The 19,194-nt window shown below is 49.7% G+C and carries 15 protein-coding genes, 1 tRNA gene and 3 rRNA genes; 14 read left to right on the top strand and 5 right to left on the bottom strand.

Annotated features, from left to right (window positions below; genetic code table 11):
* Window positions 1-15 precede the first annotated feature (15 nt).
* The 4 genes from trkA to def form a co-directional block, all read right to left on the bottom strand.
* A complete protein-coding gene (trkA, locus tag EIP93_RS19940; RefSeq protein ID WP_010304922.1) occupies window positions 16-1,392 on the bottom strand; it encodes a Trk system potassium transporter TrkA in 1,377 nt (458 codons plus the stop codon).
* Window positions 1,393-1,448: 56 nt separating this feature from the next.
* Window positions 1,449-2,738 (bottom strand): 16S rRNA (cytosine(967)-C(5))-methyltransferase RsmB, encoded by a 1,290-nt coding sequence (gene rsmB, locus EIP93_RS19935; RefSeq protein WP_125233179.1) that lies wholly within the window; start codon window positions 2,736-2,738, stop codon window positions 1,449-1,451.
* Window positions 2,739-2,805: 67 nt separating this feature from the next.
* Complete coding sequence (gene fmt / locus EIP93_RS19930; protein ID WP_107333513.1) at window positions 2,806-3,753, bottom strand: methionyl-tRNA formyltransferase; 948 nt, start codon at window positions 3,751-3,753, stop codon at window positions 2,806-2,808.
* 23 nt (window positions 3,754-3,776) lie between these two features.
* Window positions 3,777-4,289, bottom strand: a complete 513-nt coding sequence (gene def, locus EIP93_RS19925; RefSeq protein ID WP_125233178.1) for a peptide deformylase — start codon at window positions 4,287-4,289, stop codon at window positions 3,777-3,779.
* A gap of 128 nt (window positions 4,290-4,417) precedes the next feature.
* Between def and dprA the strand changes: the two genes are divergently transcribed.
* The 6 genes from dprA to EIP93_RS19895 are packed head-to-tail and all read left to right on the top strand — an operon-like array spanning window position 4,418 to window position 8,225.
* On the top strand, window positions 4,418-5,539 hold the full coding sequence (gene dprA, locus EIP93_RS19920; protein ID WP_125233177.1) for a DNA-protecting protein DprA: 1,122 nt from the start codon (window positions 4,418-4,420) through the stop codon (window positions 5,537-5,539).
* Window positions 5,511-5,984, top strand: a complete 474-nt coding sequence (locus EIP93_RS19915) for a DUF494 family protein (protein ID WP_039508516.1) — start codon at window positions 5,511-5,513, stop codon at window positions 5,982-5,984. The genes dprA and EIP93_RS19915 overlap by 29 nt, the downstream gene beginning before the upstream one ends.
* Before the next feature lie 20 nt (window positions 5,985-6,004).
* A complete protein-coding gene (locus EIP93_RS19910; protein WP_125233176.1) occupies window positions 6,005-6,562 on the top strand; it encodes a DNA topoisomerase family protein in 558 nt (185 codons plus the stop codon).
* Window positions 6,555-7,124, top strand: a complete 570-nt coding sequence (gene tsaC, locus EIP93_RS19905) for an L-threonylcarbamoyladenylate synthase type 1 TsaC (RefSeq protein WP_103863034.1) — start codon at window positions 6,555-6,557, stop codon at window positions 7,122-7,124. Before EIP93_RS19910 ends, tsaC begins: the two co-directional genes overlap by 8 nt.
* A 19-nt stretch (window positions 7,125-7,143) precedes the next feature.
* A complete protein-coding gene (gene aroE, locus EIP93_RS19900; protein WP_125233175.1) occupies window positions 7,144-7,971 on the top strand; it encodes a shikimate dehydrogenase in 828 nt (275 codons plus the stop codon).
* Window positions 7,968-8,225, top strand: a complete 258-nt coding sequence (locus EIP93_RS19895; RefSeq protein WP_125233174.1) for a DUF1488 family protein — start codon at window positions 7,968-7,970, stop codon at window positions 8,223-8,225. Before aroE ends, EIP93_RS19895 begins: the two co-directional genes overlap by 4 nt.
* Here the strand turns inward: EIP93_RS19895 and EIP93_RS19890 are convergent.
* A complete protein-coding gene (locus EIP93_RS19890) occupies window positions 8,210-8,758 on the bottom strand; it encodes a gamma carbonic anhydrase family protein (RefSeq protein WP_103972398.1) in 549 nt (182 codons plus the stop codon). The genes EIP93_RS19895 and EIP93_RS19890 overlap by 16 nt on opposite strands.
* Window positions 8,759-9,248: 490 nt before the next feature.
* Here EIP93_RS19890 and EIP93_RS19885 point away from each other — a divergent pair.
* The 8 genes from EIP93_RS19885 (at window position 9,249) to aceA (ending at window position 19,182) form a co-directional block, all read left to right on the top strand.
* A 16S ribosomal RNA gene (locus EIP93_RS19885) occupies window positions 9,249-10,790 on the top strand.
* Window positions 10,791-10,930: 140 nt separating this feature from the next.
* A tRNA-Glu gene (locus EIP93_RS19880) sits at window positions 10,931-11,006 on the top strand.
* A 232-nt stretch (window positions 11,007-11,238) separates the two neighbouring features.
* A 23S ribosomal RNA gene (locus EIP93_RS19875) occupies window positions 11,239-14,148 on the top strand.
* 125 nt (window positions 14,149-14,273) lie between these two features.
* A 5S ribosomal RNA gene (gene rrf, locus EIP93_RS19870) occupies window positions 14,274-14,389 on the top strand.
* The 16S, 23S and 5S rRNA genes sit together here with 1 tRNA gene alongside, the layout of an rRNA operon.
* A gap of 132 nt (window positions 14,390-14,521) precedes the next feature.
* On the top strand, window positions 14,522-14,893 hold the full coding sequence (locus tag EIP93_RS19865; protein WP_103861975.1) for a YjaA family stress response protein: 372 nt from the start codon (window positions 14,522-14,524) through the stop codon (window positions 14,891-14,893).
* A gap of 138 nt (window positions 14,894-15,031) precedes the next feature.
* A complete protein-coding gene (metA, locus tag EIP93_RS19860) occupies window positions 15,032-15,961 on the top strand; it encodes a homoserine O-acetyltransferase MetA (RefSeq protein ID WP_040032149.1) in 930 nt (309 codons plus the stop codon).
* A gap of 283 nt (window positions 15,962-16,244) precedes the next feature.
* Window positions 16,245-17,843 carry a malate synthase A gene (gene aceB, locus EIP93_RS19855; RefSeq protein ID WP_040032147.1) on the top strand — a complete coding sequence of 533 codons (1,599 nt, stop codon included), beginning with the start codon at window positions 16,245-16,247 and terminating at the stop codon, window positions 17,841-17,843.
* 31 nt (window positions 17,844-17,874) lie between these two features.
* A complete protein-coding gene (gene aceA, locus EIP93_RS19850) occupies window positions 17,875-19,182 on the top strand; it encodes an isocitrate lyase (RefSeq protein ID WP_125233173.1) in 1,308 nt (435 codons plus the stop codon).
* Window positions 19,183-19,194 lie beyond the last annotated feature (12 nt).

Here is a 19,194-nt window from a genome sequence, read left to right as displayed (position 1 = left end):
AAATCTGTTCCTACATTACAAAAAGAAGGGGCTTGGTTGAAATAGACGTTCAACATCAGGCACAAACTTCTTGTCAGCCAAGAACATGATGACATGATCACCTTGTTCAATTTTGCTATTTGCGTTGGCAATGATGACGTCATCACCGCGAACAATTGCGCCGATAGTGGTACCGGGTGGAAGCTTAATATCTTCGATCATTCTGCCGACAACTTTCGATGTGCCCTCATCACCGTGGGCGATGGCCTCGATTGCTTCGGCTACACCACGACGTAAAGAGGATACGCTTACGATATCCGCTTTACGGACATGGCTGAGTAGCGCAGAAATTGTTGCCTGCTGCGGAGATATTGCGACATCGATGACGCTGCCCTGAACCAGATCGACATAAGCTCGGCGCTGGATAAGCACCATTACTTTTTTCGCGCCCATGCGTTTAGCCAGCATAGCTGACATAATATTCGCTTCGTCATCGTTGGTAATGGCGATGAATACATCGATCTGCTCGATATGTTCTTCGGCGAGGAGCTCTTGATCTGAAGCATCACCATGGAATACGACCGTATTTTGCAGAAGCTCAGCCAGTTCCACAGCTCGGTCTGCATTTCGTTCTATCAACTTAATGCTGTAATCTTTTTCTAACCGCTGCGCTAACCCTGCACCGACATTCCCTCCACCAACGATCATGATCCTTTTATAGGGTTTTTCAAGGCGCTGCAATTCGCTCATCACCGCGCGAATATGCTGCGAAGCGGCGACAAAAAACACTTCATCGCCAGCTTCGATGATGGTGGAACCCTGTGGGCGAATAGGGCGATCGTGACGAAAAATAGCCGCAACGCGGGTATCTACGTGCGGAATGTGTTCGCGGAGGGAGGTAAGGGCATTACCCACTAGTGGGCCGCCATAGTAGGCATTAACTGCGGCAAGACTCACTTTGCCTTCAGCGAAGTTGACGACCTGAAGTGCTCCAGGATATTCGATCAGTTTGTAAATGTTATCGATAACCAACTGTTCTGGGGAGATCAAGTGATCGATGGGAACCGCTTCTGGTAAAAACAGCTGTTCTGACTCACGAATGTATTCAGCGGCACGAATGCGTGCAATCCGGTTTGGAGTTTTAAAAAGAGAATAAGCAATCTGGCAGGCTACCATATTCGTTTCATCTGAATTGGTAACGGCGACCAGCATATCGGCATCTTCTGCCCCTGCTTCACGCAGCACTCGTGGGTGAGAGGCATATCCTGTAACGACACGCAGGTCAAACTTATCCTGAAGCTGGCGTAACCGATTTGCATCAGTATCAACGACAGTAATGTCATTGTTTTCACCCGCTAGATTTTCCGCCAGTGTTCCGCCGACCTGACCCGCGCCAAGAATGATAATTTTCATAATAAGCCATGCCGTTTATTGATTGCCGTCTGTTGCAGACAATACTGGGTTCAATATCAGTTTTTTACCAGCTTCGCATAAAAGAAACCATCACCACCATCTGCATGAGGAAGCATCTGTATACCTGGCATTTCTCTTGTACCGGTATCAACCAGTTTTGCATCGGCATGGCGAGTTAGGAAATCTGTAACTTGTTGAGCATTTTCTTGCGGCAGAATGGAGCAGGTAGCATAGACCATTGTGCCTCCGGTTTTGAGATGTGGCCAAATGGCATCAAGGATCTCTTTTTGTAGCGCAACCAGCTCTTCAATATCTCTGTCTCGGCGCAACCACTTAATATCAGGATGACGACGAATCACACCCGTGGCTGAGCATGGGGCATCCAACAGAATGCGATCAAACACACGTCCTTCGCACCATGAATCGGGGTAACGTCCATCGCCTTGTTTTACTTCGGCATGCATTTGTAACCGCAGTAAATTTTCTTTTACTCGGCCTAAACGTGTTTCATCTACATCGACAGCGAGCACATGAGATTTTGGTGCCGCTTCTAAAATGTGTGTCGTTTTGCCACCGGGTGCAGCGCAGAGATCGAGGATCTGTTCGCCATCTTGTGGATCGAGCCAATAGACGCAGCCTTGAGCAGATGCATCTTGTACTGTTACCCATCCTTGCGAAAATCCTGGCAATTGATCGACCGCACAGGGAGAGGCAAGTCGTATCGCATCGCTGTATTCAGCATGAGGAAATGCCTCGATTCCCTCTTGTACTAACAAGTTTAAATATGCTTCACGTGTGTGGTGTAACCGATTTACACGTAGCCACATCGGAGGGCGTTGATTATTCGCCTCAACGATGTTTTGCCAGTGATTTGGATAGGCACGCTCAATGCGCGCCAGCAGCCAGCTCGGGTGCAGGTAGTGAGATGAGTGAGTTGCCTCACGTTGGATCAGTTCTTCCTGCTGACGCTGGAATTGGCGTAATACGCCATTAATCAGCCCCTTGAGTTGCGGTTTTTTTAACGCCACAGCACCTTCTACTGTTTCAGCCAGCGCTGCATGTGGCGGGATCCGCGTATATTGCAGTTGATAGATGCCGACCATAATGAGGTAATGCAATGTGCGTTGTTTGCCCGTTAGGGGTTTAGCCATCAGTTGTTGAATACACCATTCCAACTGCGGTAAAACGCGTAATACGCCGAAGCAAAGCTCTTGCAAAAGTGCGCGATCTTTATCGGAGACTTCACGCTGATGGACAGGCAATAAGGCACTGAGTGATTGCCCCTGATCCAGAACCTGTCCCACCACTTGTGCGGCAATACTGCGTAGATTGTATGAGCTTTTCATGTGTTAGCGATGACGTATACGTAAAAGAGAGAGGATATACCGGCATGGCGCCGGTATGAAAAATAGATTAGTCCAGTGTATTACCGGGAACGAACCACTCACGACGTGAGTTAAGCAGATCCTGCGCACCCATGACTTTTTTGCCTGCGGGCTGCAATTCCTGAATATTCAGGATGCCATCGGCTGTTGCTACCTGAATGCCCTGCTTGTCTGCCTGTATGATTGTACCGGGCTGTGAGGCATGTGCTTTGGCGATGACCTCAGCTTTCCAGATTTTCACTGGCTGTTCATCTACGATGAAATAGCTGACTGGCCAAGGGTTAAAAGCACGAATACAGCGCTCAAGCTGTTCGGCAGATAACTGCCAGTTTAAACGTGCTTCTTCTTTGCTGAGCTTTTCTGCATAGGTGGCAAGGGCATCATTTTGTGCTTCAGAAACAGCGCTGCCATCAGCAAGCTGTTCCAGCGTTTCCAATAAGCCACGTGGGCCCAGCTCCGCAAGTTTATCGTACAACGTTGCGCTGGTATCCTGTGGCAGGATAGGGCACGAAATTTTGTGCAGCATTGCGCCAGTATCAAGTCCAACATCCATTTGCATGATCGTCACACCGGTTTCACTATCTCCAGCCCATAATGCACGCTGAATAGGGGCTGCACCACGCCAAAGAGGCAACAGAGAACCGTGGACATTAATGCAGCCGAGACGAGGCATGGATAATACGGGCTGCGGCAGAATTAAGCCGTAGGCGACAACGACCATCACATCGGCATCTAACGCCTGAACCATCGCCTGATTCTCTTCTGGTCGCAGAGATTTAGGCTGGAAAACGGGGATGCTGTGTTGCTCTGCCAGTATTTTTACTGGGCTGGGAGTGAGCTTGTTGCCTCTGCCTGCTGGGCGATCAGGTTGGGTGAAAACGCCAACGACCTCATGGCCCGATGATAAAAGCGCGTCAAGGTGACGCGCTGCAAAGTCAGGGGTTCCGGCAAAGATTATGCGTAAAGAATCAGACACGGTGCTTCCTGTCAGGATGAAAATTATCGGGCTCGGCTATTCTGCTTAGCCAGTTTTTCCAGTTTTTGACGAATGCGCTGGCGTTTAAGTGGGGAAAGGTAATCGATAAACAGTTTCCCAACCAGATGGTCCATTTCATGCTGAATACAAATGGCGAGTAGTTCGCTTGCTTCAAGTTCGAACGCTTTACCTTCACGATCCAATGCGCGCACTTTCACATGCTCTGCACGAGGAACCAGCGCACGCGTTTCAGGGATCGACAGGCAACCTTCTTCGATGCCCGTATCACCGCTCTTTTCAATCAACTCAGGATTGATCAGCACCAGTCGTTGGTCTCGTTCTTCAGAGACGTCAATAACAATAATACGTTGATGAATATCGACTTGTGTCGCTGCCAGGCCAATACCTTCTTCTTCGTACATGGTATCGAACATATCATCCACGATATGTTGAATATCTGCATTGACTTCTTTTACGGGCTGCGCAGTGATGCGGAGCCGCTCGTCTGGAAAATGTAATACCTGCAAAACTGACATATATGTTTAGATCTGTATCTGAATAGTGAGAGAGTCTTAACGCTCATTCTAGACATTTCCTGCCCCGATTGACAGCATCAGCACTGAATTGCAGCACTTATCTGAACAGAGTTGAGTAAGGGACGCCGATGCTATCAACGGAAATCTGGCTACGTATGACGGGCGTACGGCACCTCGGTGTCAGGCGTGCCCGGGCGATTGTCAGAAAGCTTATTGATTTAAACACGTTCGATAACGAGACCTTGAGAGCGTTAGGCCTGTCTGATGCTCAAATAGCCCAATTCTGTACCTATGATCGTAAGATTCTGGAAGGAACACTCAATTGGTTGTCTTACCCCAATCACCATATCGTTACGTGTGAAGATGCCTTGTATCCCTTTCTGCTGAGCAATATTCGTGATTTTCCGCTTCTGCTCTTTGTTTCTGGTTCTCCTGAGTTGCTGGCATCGCCACAAATATCGATTATTGGTAGCCGGGGGAACAGTGCTTACGGTGAACGCTGGGGATGCTTTTTTGCTCAGGAGCTGGCCGCAAATGAACTCACGGTGACAAGCGGGCTAGCGATTGGCATTGATGGTATTGCTCATCGTGCCGCTTTGGATACGGGAGGGAGAACCATTGCCGTGCTGGGAAGCGGACTGGAGAATATTTATCCTAAGCGGCACGCTAAGCTTGCCGAACGTATTTGTGGTGATGGTGGCGCGCTGGTTTCCGAATTTCCCCTCGCTATGCCGCCTTTCCCAACCAACTTTCCCAGAAGAAATCGTATTATCAGCGGGCTAGGGCTGGGTGTCCTGGTCATTGAAGCGTCTATCCGCAGTGGGTCGTTGGTTACAGCGCGTTATGCTTTGGAACAAGGACGGGAAGTTTTTGCTCTGCCGGGGCCTATCGGTAACCCTATGACTGAGGGGACACACTGGCTGATCCAGCAAGGGGCCAGTCTAGTTACACATCCGAAAGATATTCTTGAACAGTTGGTGAGTGAATTGCAGTGGCTACCGATGCAAAGCGGACAAACTATTTCTAACGAAGAAGAGGATGGCGAATTGCCATTTGCCGACGTGTTGGCTAACGTAGGAGATGAGGTTACACCTGTTGACGTTGTCGCTGAACGTGCCGGCCAACCTGTGCCAGAGATAGTCACTAAGCTATTAGAGCTGGAGTTAGCAGGGTGGATCGCAGCAGTACCCGGCGGCTATGTCCGATTAAGGAGGGCAGGCCATGTTCGACGTACTCATGTACTTGTTTGAGAGTTACATCCACAATGAAACTGAAATGCGTGTCGATCAGGATACGTTAACTGATGACCTCACCCGCGCTGGATTCCATCGTAACGATATCTATAGCGCGTTGAGTTGGCTGGAAAAACTGGCCGATATTCAGGAAGGGCAGACTGCGCCGCTTTATTTAGCGAACGATCCTCTGGCTATGCGGATCTATACGCAGGATGAGGTGCTGCGTCTTGATGCGGAATGTCGTGGCTTTTTATTGTTCCTTGAGCAAATTCAGGTTCTGAACCTTGAAACGCGGGAAATGATTATTGAACGCGTCATGGCGTTGGAAACGCAGGAGTTTGATCTGGAAGATCTGAAGTGGGTCATTCTCATGGTGCTTTTCAATGTACCAGGTTGTGAGAATGCTTATCAGCAAATGGAAGAATTACTCTTTGAGGTCAATGACGGTTATGTGCAATAGCCAGAGGAATAACAGTTCGAATGGCTAAGCCTGCACTGTTTGCTGAAAAAAAACAGGAAATATGTCCAGACTGTGGGTCAGTGCTGGTTATCCGTTCTGGTCGGCACGGCCCATTTCTTGGCTGTTCTGCGTATCCAGAATGTGAGTTCATTCGCCCGCTGAAAGCACAAGCTGACGGACATATTGTCAAAGTGTTAGATGGGCAGCAATGTCCGCTTTGTCAGTCGACCTTGGTCTTACGACAAGGTCGTTATGGGATGTTCATCGGCTGTGGCAATTACCCCGAATGCCATCATACCGAGACTATCGATCGCCCTGATGAAACGGCGATTCGATGTCCACAGTGTAATGAAGGCACGCTGTTGCAGCGTAAATCTCGCTACGGCAAGGTGTTTCATTCTTGCGATCGCTATCCCGATTGCCAGTTTACGTTAAACCATAAGCCGGTAGCGGGTGAATGTCCTTCTTGCCATTACGCTTTATTGTTTGAGAAAAAAACGGCACAAGGCATTAAGCTATTTTGTGCCAGTAAATTATGTGGAAAACCGATAGCGGCAGAAGTTGATAAGAATGAGTGATGTGTCTGATGAACTAATGATCCCCGTTTTGCGGGAATTACACAACGAGCAGGTTATTGCGTACCCGACTGAAGCGGTATTTGGGCTGGGATGCGATCCTGATAGTGAAGTGGCGGTTAATCGCCTGCTGGCGTTAAAACAACGCCCTTGGCAAAAAGGGTTGATCCTGATTGCGGCAGATTTTAGCCAACTGGCTTCTTATATTGATGACAGTGCGTTATCCGATGAGCAGAAGGCTGTGATGTTTTCCACGTGGCCAGGTCCGGTTACTTGGGTATTGCCAGCAAAACGCACGACTCCGCAGTGGCTAACAGGGCAATTTTCTTCGCTTGCGGTGCGTGTTAGTGACCATCCGCTAGTCAAGGAACTATGCCAGCGTTACGGTAAACCGTTGGTGTCGACCAGTGCCAATTTAAGTGGTCAACCGCCCTGCCGTACTGCTCAGGAAGTCTCTCAGCAGTTTGGTGATGATTTTCCTGTGCTAGTTGGGGACGTAGGTGGAAGAATGAACCCATCAGAAATCAGGGATGTATTAACAGGCGAGCTTATTCGTCAGGGGTAACGACAAGTTGGAGAGGAACGTGTCTGAAGTAACGTCTTTTGCGGTTTTTGGTAATCCGATTGCGCATAGTAAATCACCTCGCATACATGAGCTATTTGCTGCACAGACGGGGATAACGTTGACGTACCAGCGCGTGTTAGCGCCTCTGGATAATTTTGAGCAGATGCTGCGCCAGTATTTTCGTGATGGTGCTGGTGGAGCGAATGTGACAGCGCCCTTTAAAGAGCTGGCCTTTGCCGAAGCCGATGAGTGTAGCGAGTGTGCTGCGCTTGCGGGGGCGGTCAATACATTGAAGAGATTGAGCGACGGTCGCCTGTTTGCTGATAATACCGATGGCATCGGTTTGCTCAGCGATCTACAACGATTGGCGCTGGTGAAGCCGTTGGATCGTGTTTTGCTGGTTGGTGCAGGTGGTGCGGCGCGGGGTGTTATCCAACCTCTGCTGGCTTATGGCTGTACAGTGGTGCTGGCGAATAGGACCTTTTCCAAGGCCGATGCCTTAGCTAAGATCTTCCGTGATATTGGTGATATTCACGCTGTTGCTTTCGATGATTTACAGGGGCAGTCGTTCGATCTGATAATCAACGCCACATCTTCTGGTATGTACGACAGCGTTCCTAACTTACCGCCAGAACTCATTTCGCCGGAAACGTGCTGTTATGACATGTTTTACCTGCCACAGCTAACCCCCTTTTTGTCATGGTGCGTACAGCATGGCGCTCTCCATTATGCAGATGGTTTGGGAATGCTGGTGGGGCAAGCGGCACATGCGTTTAAACTTTGGCATGGTGTTATGCCGGACGTGGAGCCAGTGATTGCTTTACTAAAGCAGGATCTTGCTAAATGAATCAGGCGATCCAGTTCCCCGATCGTGAAAGCTGGGATGATAAGGTCATGGCGATCCGCTTTCCCGTTTTAGTGAATGGCTTTCAGCAGGAATGTTTAGTGAGCGCGGAGCAGCTCCAGCAACGTTATGGCGGTGATAGCCCTGAACGGTGGCTGGCACTGTTCAGGGAATATCGATGGGATCTTGAAGATGAACTGGAACAAATGATCGTTGCTGAAGAATGGGATGATGAAGGTTGTTACTCGTTGTCCTGAGCAAGGTATTCATCTTTCCAACGAACATAGTTGTTTGCCGAGTAAATCAATCCCTCTATTTCTGCTTGTGTTAGTGGTCGAATTTTTTTGACTGGGCTGCCGAGGTATAGATGCCCCTTCTCTAGCCGTTTTCCTGAGGGGACCAAGCTACCAGCGCCAATCATGACGTCATCTTCAACAACCGCTCCATCCAGAAGTATTGATCCCATTCCGACCAAAACCCGATTTCCTATTTGGCAACCGTGCAGCATCGCTTTATGGCCTACCGTGACGTCTTCACCAATAATAAGTGGATTACCTTCTGGTTTTTTCTCTGAGCAGTGGGTGATGTGAAGTACAGATCCGTCCTGAACATTACTCCTTGCACCAATAGTAATGTAGTTAACATCACCTCGTATGGCGACAAGAGGCCATATGCCGACATCATCGCCTAGTGTTACCTTACCAATCACCACGCTGGAATGATCGACCATGACTCTTTCGCCTAAAACGGGAGAAATACCGTTATAACGACGGAATGTTTTTGTACTCATCGACAGCCTCGTAGTTATTTGCCACATACTGATTACTCGTTATTAGACAAAATATCGACAGATATGGGATGTCGGCAACTGAAAAGTGGCGTGGATCGAGTAAGATCTCATCGAAAGGGTCGAAAAACACGCGAACAGAAAAAAAGATCAAGAAAGTTGTTGTGTAACGAAAACGGATCCCTATAATGCGCCTCCATCGACACGGCGCTGTGAACACACAACCGGGTCGATAAAGAAAGAGAAAACACTTTAAAATAAGCGTTGACTCTGAAGGTGAAAAGCGTAATATACGCCACCTCGCGAAGTGGTTAAGACCGCAACGCATTGCTCTTTAACAATTTAATCAGACAATCTGTGTGGGCACTCACAAGACCGTATCTTAAACGATATAAAAAGTCTTGAAGAGTGAACAACAGTAAAATTCATTACGAATGAACAGTTACTAATTCTTTGAGCATCGCTGACGAGTTCAGCAAATCAAACAAATCTTAAATTGAAGAGTTTGATCATGGCTCAGATTGAACGCTGGCGGCAGGCCTAACACATGCAAGTCGAGCGGTAGCACAGGAGAGCTTGCTCTCTGGGTGACGAGCGGCGGACGGGTGAGTAATGTCTGGGAAACTGCCTGATGGAGGGGGATAACTACTGGAAACGGTAGCTAATACCGCATAACCTCGCAAGAGCAAAGAGGGGGACCTTCGGGCCTCTCGCCATCAGATGTGCCCAGATGGGATTAGCTAGTAGGTGAGGTAATGGCTCACCTAGGCGACGATCCCTAGCTGGTCTGAGAGGATGACCAGCCACACTGGAACTGAGACACGGTCCAGACTCCTACGGGAGGCAGCAGTGGGGAATATTGCACAATGGGCGCAAGCCTGATGCAGCCATGCCGCGTGTGTGAAGAAGGCCTTCGGGTTGTAAAGCACTTTCAGCGAGGAGGAAGGCGGTAAGGTTAATAACCTTATCGATTGACGTTACTCGCAGAAGAAGCACCGGCTAACTCCGTGCCAGCAGCCGCGGTAATACGGAGGGTGCAAGCGTTAATCGGAATGACTGGGCGTAAAGCGCACGCAGGCGGTCTGTTAAGTTGGATGTGAAATCCCCGGGCTTAACCTGGGAACTGCATTCAAAACTGACAGGCTAGAGTCTTGTAGAGGGGGGTAGAATTCCAGGTGTAGCGGTGAAATGCGTAGAGATCTGGAGGAATACCGGTGGCGAAGGCGGCCCCCTGGACAAAGACTGACGCTCAGGTGCGAAAGCGTGGGGAGCAAACAGGATTAGATACCCTGGTAGTCCACGCTGTAAACGATGTCGATTTGGAGGTTGTGCCCTTGAGGCGTGGCTTCCGGAGCTAACGCGTTAAATCGACCGCCTGGGGAGTACGGCCGCAAGGTTAAAACTCAAATGAATTGACGGGGGCCCGCACAAGCGGTGGAGCATGTGGTTTAATTCGATGCAACGCGAAGAACCTTACCTACTCTTGACATCCAGAGAATTAGCTAGAGATAGCTGAGTGCCTTCGGGAACTCTGAGACAGGTGCTGCATGGCTGTCGTCAGCTCGTGTTGTGAAATGTTGGGTTAAGTCCCGCAACGAGCGCAACCCTTATCCTTTGTTGCCAGCGATTCGGTCGGGAACTCAAAGGAGACTGCCGGTGATAAACCGGAGGAAGGTGGGGATGACGTCAAGTCATCATGGCCCTTACGAGTAGGGCTACACACGTGCTACAATGGCGTATACAAAGAGAAGCGACCTCGCGAGAGCAAGCGGACCTCATAAAGTACGTCGTAGTCCGGATTGGAGTCTGCAACTCGACTCCATGAAGTCGGAATCGCTAGTAATCGTAGATCAGAATGCTACGGTGAATACGTTCCCGGGCCTTGTACACACCGCCCGTCACACCATGGGAGTGGGTTGCAAAAGAAGTAGGTAGCTTAACCTTCGGGAGGGCGCTTACCACTTTGTGATTCATGACTGGGGTGAAGTCGTAACAAGGTAACCGTAGGGGAACCTGCGGTTGGATCACCTCCTTACCAAGAAGATGTGTGTTAAGTGAAGTGCTCACACAGATTGTCTGATGAAAATACTGAGCAAGCGCACCTGTTGATGCGATGAGTGTAAACTCATGCTGACACGATAGTGCCGAATTTCTGATTCGGTACGGATTTTTCGTGTCCCCATCGTCTAGAGGCCTAGGACACTGCCCTTTCACGGCTGTAACAGGGGTTCGAATCCCCTTGGGGACGCCAATCCGATAATGAGTGAAAGACATTATCATGAATATCTTAAAGATGATTCTTCGGAGTCATGTTTACGATATTGCTCTTTAACAATCTGGAACAAGCTGAAAATTGAAACATGACAGCTGAACATGCATTGGTACCTGCGGGTATGAATGGTGTATCAGTGTGTCAATGAGTCTCTCAAATAATCGCAGCGCGACAGTGGCTTTGATTTATCAAAGACACCTTCGGGTTGTGAGGTTAAGCGACTAAGCGTACACGGTGGATGCCTAGGCAGTCAGAGGCGATGAAGGGCGTGCTAATCTGCGATAAGCGTCGGTAAGCTGATATGAAGCGTTATACCCGACGATACCCGAATGGGGAAACCCAGTGTGTTTCGACACACTATCATTACGTGAATACATAGCGTAATGAGGCGAACCGGGGGAACTGAAACATCTCAGTACCCCGAGGAAAAGAAATCAACCGAGATTCCCCTAGTAGCGGCGAGCGAACGGGGAGGAGCCCAGAACCTGAATCAGTTTGTGTGTTAGTGGAAGCGTCTGGAAAGTCGCACAGTAAAGGGTGATAGTCCCGTACACAAAAATGCACAAATTGTGAGTTCGATGAGTAGGGCGGGACACGTGACATCCTGTCTGAATATGGGGGGACCATCCTCCAAGGCTAAATACTCCTGACTGACCGATAGTGAACCAGTACCGTGAGGGAAAGGCGAAAAGAACCCCGGCGAGGGGAGTGAAATAGAACCTGAAACCGTGTACGTACAAGCAGTGGGAGCCTTGATTAATCAGGGTGACTGCGTACCTTTTGTATAATGGGTCAGCGACTTATATTCTGTAGCAAGGTTAACCGTATAGGGGAGCCGCAGGGAAACCGAGTCTTAACTGGGCGTTAAGTTGCAGGGTATAGACCCGAAACCCGGTGATCTAGCCATGGGCAGGTTGAAGGTTGGGTAACACTAACTGGAGGACCGAACCGACTAATGTTGAAAAATTAGCGGATGACTTGTGGCTGGGGGTGAAAGGCCAATCAAACCGGGAGATAGCTGGTTCTCCCCGAAAGCTATTTAGGTAGCGCCTCGTGAATTCATCTTCGGGGGTAGAGCACTGTTTCGGCTAGGGGGTCATCCCGACTTACCAACCCGATGCAAACTACGAATACCGAAGAATGTTATCACGGGAGACACACGGCGGGTGCTAACGTTCGTCGTGAAGAGGGAAACAACCCAGACCGCCAGCTAAGGTCCCAAAGTCATGGTTAAGTGGGAAACGATGTGGGAAGGCACAGACAGCCAGGATGTTGGCTTAGAAGCAGCCATCATTTAAAGAAAGCGTAATAGCTCACTGGTCGAGTCGGCCTGCGCGGAAGATGTAACGGGGCTAAACCATGCACCGAAGCTGCGGCAGCGACACTCAGGTGTTGTTGGGTAGGGGAGCGTTCTGTAAGCCGTCGAAGGTGGCCTGTGAGGGTTGCTGGAGGTATCAGAAGTGCGAATGCTGACATAAGTAACGATAATGCGGGTGAAAAACCCGCACGCCGGAAGACCAAGGGTTCCTGTCCAACGTTAATCGGGGCAGGGTGAGTCGACCCCTAAGGCGAGGCTGAAAAGCGTAGTCGATGGGAAACAGGTTAATATTCCTGTACTCGGTGTTACTGCGAAGGGGGGACGGAGAAAGCTAGGTTATCCGGGCGACGGTTGTCCCGGTTTAAGCGTGAAGGTGGATGACTTTGGTAAATCCGGGTCGTCATTAACACTGAGGCGTGATGACGAGTCACTACGGTGATGAAGTAACCAATGCTACGCTTCCAGGAAAAGCCTCTAAGCTCCAGGTAACATCAAATCGTACCCCAAACCGACACAGGTGGTCAGGTAGAGAATACTCAGGCGCTTGAGAGAACTCGGGTGAAGGAACTAGGCAAAATGGTGCCGTAACTTCGGGAGAAGGCACGCTGATGGTAGGTGAAGTGACTTGCTCATGGAGCTGAAATCAGTCGAAGATACCAGCTGGCTGCAACTGTTTAATAAAAACACAGCACTGTGCAAACACGAAAGTGGACGTATACGGTGTGACGCCTGCCCGGTGCCGGAAGGTTAATTGATGGGGTCAGCCGCAAGGCGAAGCTCTTGATCGAAGCCCCGGTAAACGGCGGCCGTAACTATAACGGTCCTAAGGTAGCGAAATTCCTTGTCGGGTAAGTTCCGACCTGCACGAATGGCGTAATGATGGCCAGGCTGTCTCCACCCGAGACTCAGTGAAATTGAACTCGCTGTGAAGATGCAGTGTACCCGCGGCAAGACGGAAAGACCCCGTGAACCTTTACTATAGCTTGACACTGAACCTTGAGCCTTGATGTGTAGGATAGGTGGGAGGCTTTGAAGCGTGGACGCCAGTCTGCGTGGAGCCAACCTTGAAATACCACCCTTTAATGTTTGATGTTCTAACGTGGGCCCGTGATCCGGGTTGCGGACAGTGTCTGGTGGGTAGTTTGACTGGGGCGGTCTCCTCCCAAAGCGTAACGGAGGAGCACGAAGGTTAGCTAATCCTGGTCGGACATCAGGAGGTTAGTGCAAAGGCATAAGCTAGCTTGACTGCGAGAGTGACAGCTCGAGCAGGTGCGAAAGCAGGTCTTAGTGATCCGGTGGTTCTGAATGGAAGGGCCATCGCTCAACGGATAAAAGGTACTCCGGGGATAACAGGCTGATACCGCCCAAGAGTTCATATCGACGGCGGTGTTTGGCACCTCGATGTCGGCTCATCACATCCTGGGGCTGAAGTAGGTCCCAAGGGTATGGCTGTTCGCCATTTAAAGTGGTACGCGAGCTGGGTTTAGAACGTCGTGAGACAGTTCGGTCCCTATCTGCCGTGGGCGTTGGAAGATTGAGAGGGGTTGCTCCTAGTACGAGAGGACCGGAGTGAACGCACCACTGGTGTTCGGGTTGTGATGCCAATTGCATTGCCCGGTAGCTAAGTGCGGAAGAGATAACCGCTGAAAGCATCTAAGCGGGAAACTTGCCTCGAGATGAGTCTTCCCTGGGCACTAGATGCCCCTGAAGGGCCGTTGAAGACTACGACGTAGATAGGCTGGGTGTGTAAGCGTAGCGATACGTTGAGCTAACCAGTACTAATGACCCGAGAGGCTTAACCTTACAACACCGAAGGTGTTTTGAGATGGACTCAGAGAGATTTTGATAATCAGCTTGTTTTAGGATTGGTTCTGATGGTTATGCGAGAGCGAAAGCGAAGCATGACGGTTGGAATGAAACAGAATTTGCCTGGCGGCGATAGCGCGGTGGTCCCACCTGACCCCATGCCGAACTCAGAAGTGAAACGCCGTAGCGCCGATGGTAGTGTGGGGCTTCCCCATGTGAGAGTAGGGAACTGCCAGGCATCAAACAAGTGGAAAGCCTCTGTCGAAAGACAGGGGCTTTTTGCTATGGGAAATTTTTGGTGTTAGCTGCAAAGATTTGCTCACCGTTTGTACGTAGAAACCCATACGGAATAATAAATATAGGGAAATAAATGACGATCTTATATATCCAGATCCGTAAGAATAAAATGGTTGTTCGTGATCCTGAAACGTCTCAGGAGCTAAGTGATTCCAGCCAGGTTTTTAGTAATTCACGCTTACTGGTTGCTGATTTTTTTCGTGCAGAGAAAGTTCTTCAAGATTTAGCCGACAAGTTTATAAAACGTAGCTGGTTTAAATTTGGTCAGGATGTGCTGATTATTCATGCTCTTGAAATGAATGAGGGTGGATTGTCTCAGGTTGAGGAACGTATTCTTCAGGAAATAGCCGTAGCTGCTTCACCGAGGGCGCGATTGATTGTAATAGAAAGCTCTCAGGCGTTAGTCGATGCAGAACTTATTGAACTGGCAAGGAAAAAAAGATAAAGCATGTGGCTCGTTCTCTGGACACAGTGAAACATTTTCACCTTATGCGTTGAGCGCTCGACATTAGTACGAAAACTCGCTATCTTCGGGCATCTGGATGTCTAAACGTTTAAACGTATGCTTTGAGGATATAAGGTTATGCCAATTCGGGTTCCTGATGAGTTACCAGCTGTCAATTTTCTGCGTAATGAGAACGTCTTTGTGATGACGTCCTCGCGTGCTAAAACGCAGGAAATTCGTCCCCTCAAAGTGCTGGTTCTGAACCTGATGCCTAAAAAGATCGAGACTGAAAACCAGTTTCTGCGCCTGTTATCTAACTCCCCCTTACAGATCGATATCCAACTGCTACGTATCGATAGCCGTGAGTCGAAGAACACGCCAACCGAGCATTTGAATAACTTTTACTGCAATTTCGACGATATTCAGGACGAAAATTTTGATGGCTTGATTGTGACCGGTGCACCGTTGGGATTGGTCGATTTCTGTGATGTTGTCTATTGGCCGCAGATCGCACGTGTTATCGAATGGGCAAAAGAGCATGTTACCTCCACATTATTCGTGTGTTGGGCTGTACAGGCTGCTCTCAATATCCTCTACGGCATTCCCAAGATGACCCGCAAGGAAAAGCTATCTGGCGTTTACTTGCACCAAACGTTACAACCCCACGCTTTGCTGACCCGCGGTTTTGATGAAACGTTCCTGGCACCACATTCACGCTATGCGGATTTTCCGGCCGATGTAATTCGTCAGCATACGGATTTAGAGATTCTGGTTGAGTCGGAGCAGGCTGGTGCTTACCTGTTTGCCAGCAAAGATAAACGTTTGGCGTTTGTTACCGGACACCCAGAGTATGATGTCTTGACGCTAGCGGGTGAGTTTTTCCGCGATTGTGACGCCGGATTGGATCCGACTGTGCCAGTAAATTATTTCCCCGATGACAATCCTGAACTGGCACCGAAAGCGAGCTGGCGTAGCCACGGGCATCTGCTTTTTGTTAACTGGCTGAATTACTATGTTTACCAGATTACGCCTTACGATTTACGCCGGATGAATCCTACGCTGGACTAACCCGTTCCCCTTCTTTTCTCTAAGGCACCTTCAAGGGTGCCTTTCTTTTTTGTACTGAATCATTTCATTTCTGTTGGTTAGTGAAAGTTATTTCTCTTCCTTTTTGATTTTAATTTTCATTTTTATCATGAGGTTATTTTTACTTTGTTATTAAAATGGAAATTGTTTTTGATTTTGTTTTTTATTGTATTACGCTTAATCCTGTCGGCTAAGAAATGTACATACTGATTTGCCGATTTGGCGGTTGTTGATAAATGAAGCGGAATCTGAAAAGGAACCACGAATGATGCAGCAGACAATAAACAGAGAATTGGCGTTTAGTCAGCGTTTTGGCGAAGGTGAGAAGCAAATTCTTACGGAAGAAGCGATTGATTTCTTAACTGAGTTGGTCGCGCATTTTACGCCAGCTCGTAATCAATTACTCGCCGAGCGGCAGGTACAACAGCGTAGTATCGATCAGGGTAAGTTGCCTGATTTTATTTCAGAAACGGCTTCCATTCGTGATAAGACATGGACAATACGCGGTATTCCCGATGACCTTCAGGATCGTCGTGTTGAGATTACCGGTCCGGTCGAACGAAAGATGGTGATCAACGCATTGAATGCCAACGTGAAAGTTTTCATGGCGGACTTTGAGGATTCGTTGTCACCGAGTTGGGAAAAAGTGATCGACGGGCAAATCAACTTGCGTGATGCCGTACGCGGTACGATTTCCTACATCAATGAAACAGGAAAAATCTACCAGCTGAAACCCAATCCTGCCGTATTGATTTGCCGGGTACGCGGTTTGCATTTGCCAGAAAAGCACGTGTCCTGGCAGGGGGAAGCGATTCCCGGCAGCCTGTTCGACTTCGCGCTGTATTTTTTCCACAACTATCAGGAACTGCTGAAGAAAGGAAGTGGCCCTTATTTCTATCTGCCAAAGACGCAGTCATGGCAGGAAGCGGCCTGGTGGAACGATGTCTTCTGCTACACGGAAGATCGTTTTGATCTGCCGCGCGGGACGATCAAAGCAACGGTGTTGATTGAAACGTTGCCCGCCGTTTTCCAGATGGACGAGATCCTCTACCACCTACGCGATCATATCGTTGGGCTGAACTGCGGCCGCTGGGATTATATCTTCAGCTATATCAAAACATTAAAGAACCACAGCGACCGCGTTTTGCCCGATCGCCAGTCGGTGACGATGGAAAAACCCTTCCTTAGTGCTTATTCGCGGCTGTTGATCAAAACCTGTCACCGTCGCGGTGCGTTCGCCATGGGCGGGATGGCGGCGTTCATCCCAAGTAAGGATGCGGAACGCAATAACTGGGTGTTGGATAAGGTACGTAAAGACAAAGAGCTGGAAGCTCACAATGGCCATGACGGCACTTGGGTGGCCCATCCGGGGCTGGCCGATGCCGTGATGGAGGTGTTCGATCGGGCGTTAGGTGAGCGTAAAAATCAGCTCGATATCAGCCGTGAACACGATGCGCCTATTCGTGCAGAAGAGCTGCTGGAGCCTTGCTCGGGAGATCGCACGGAAGTGGGGATGCGCGCGAATATCCGCGTTGCGGTGCAGTACATCGAAGCATGGATATCCGGTAATGGCTGCGTCCCGATTTATGGACTGATGGAAGATGCGGCGACGGCAGAAATTTCTCGCACTTCAATCTGGCAGTGGATTCGCCACGGCAAGACGTTGAGCGATGGTCGTGTGATCACCAAAGTGCTGTTCCGCCAAATGCTGGCTGAAGAGATGTTCGTGATTCAAGAGGAACTCGGTGATGCCCGTTTCAGCGGAGGGCGCTTTGATGAAGCCGCTCGGCTAATGGAGCAAATTACCACGCAAGATGAGCTGATCGACTTCCTGACGCTACCTGGCTACGCATTGCTTGATTAATCCTGACTGATAATAAAAAGGAACCTCTGCTATGACGATCTCTCGTACCCAACAAGTCCAGCATATCGAAAAAGAGTGGAAAACCGCTCGCTGGGAAGGTATTACGCGCCCCTACAGCGCAGAAGATGTGATTAATCTACGGGGATCGGTGAACCCGGAATGCACGCTCGCGCAGCTCGGCGCGGCAAAGCTATGGAACCTGCTGCATGGTGACTCACGCAAAGGCTATGTTAATTGTCTGGGCGCGCTGACGGGAGGACAGGCTTTACAGCAGGCGAAAGCGGGCATCGAAGCGATTTATCTTTCCGGTTGGCAGGTGGCGGCGGATGCCAATCTGGCGTCCAGCATGTATCCCGACCAGTCGCTCTACCCAGCGAATTCCGTACCCGCGGTGATTGAACGTATCAATAATACCTTTCGGCGCGCCGATCAGATTCAGTGGTCGAACCGCATTGAGCCGGGTGATAAGCGTTATACCGACTACTTTCTGCCGATTGTTGCGGATGCGGAGGCGGGGTTTGGTGGCGTGCTTAATGCGTTTGAGCTGATGAAGTCGATGATTGAAGCGGGCGCGGCTGCAGTTCACTTTGAAGATCAACTGGCATCGGCGAAGAAATGTGGCCACATGGGCGGCAAAGTGCTGGTTCCGACTCAGGAAGCCGTTCAGAAGCTGGTTGCAGCGCGTCTGGCTGCGGATGTTTTGGGTGTCCCCACCTTGCTGGTCGCGCGAACCGATGCGGATGCGGCGGATTTGTTGACCTCCGACTGCGATGAGTATGACCGTGATTTCATCACCGGAGAACGTACGGTGGAAGGCTTCTATCGCACGCGAGCCGGGATCGAGCAGGCAATCAGACGTGGTCTGGCGTATGCGCCTTATGCCGATCTGGTGTGGTGCGAAACGTCAACGCCGGATTTATCGCTGGCGCGTCGTTTTGCCGAGGCCATCCATGCAAGATTCCCCGGTAAGCTGCTGGCGTACAACTGTTCGCCTTCCTTTAACTGGAAGAAGAATCTGGATGACAGCACGATTGCGCGTTTTCAGGATGAGCTGTCGGCGATGGGCTACAAGTACCAATTCATTACGCTGGCCGGCATCCACAGCATGTGGTTCAACATGTTTGACCTGGCGCATGCCTATGCGCAGGGCGAAGGGATGAGGCACTACGTAGAAAAAGTGCAGCAGCCTGAATTTGAAGCGATTAAAGACGGCTATACCTTCTCATCGCATCAGCAGGAGGTCGGGACTGGCTACTTTGATAAGGTAACGAACATCATTCAGGGAGGCGAGTCTTCAGTGACGGCGCTGACGGGATCGACGGAAGAACAGCAGTTCTGATCCTACCCGGTC

Origin of the sequence: Pectobacterium versatile (genome assembly GCF_003932035.1) — a bacterium.
GTDB classification, from domain to species: Bacteria; Pseudomonadota; Gammaproteobacteria; order Enterobacterales; family Enterobacteriaceae; genus Pectobacterium; species Pectobacterium versatile.
This window is presented reverse-complemented; position numbering and strand designations above follow the sequence as displayed.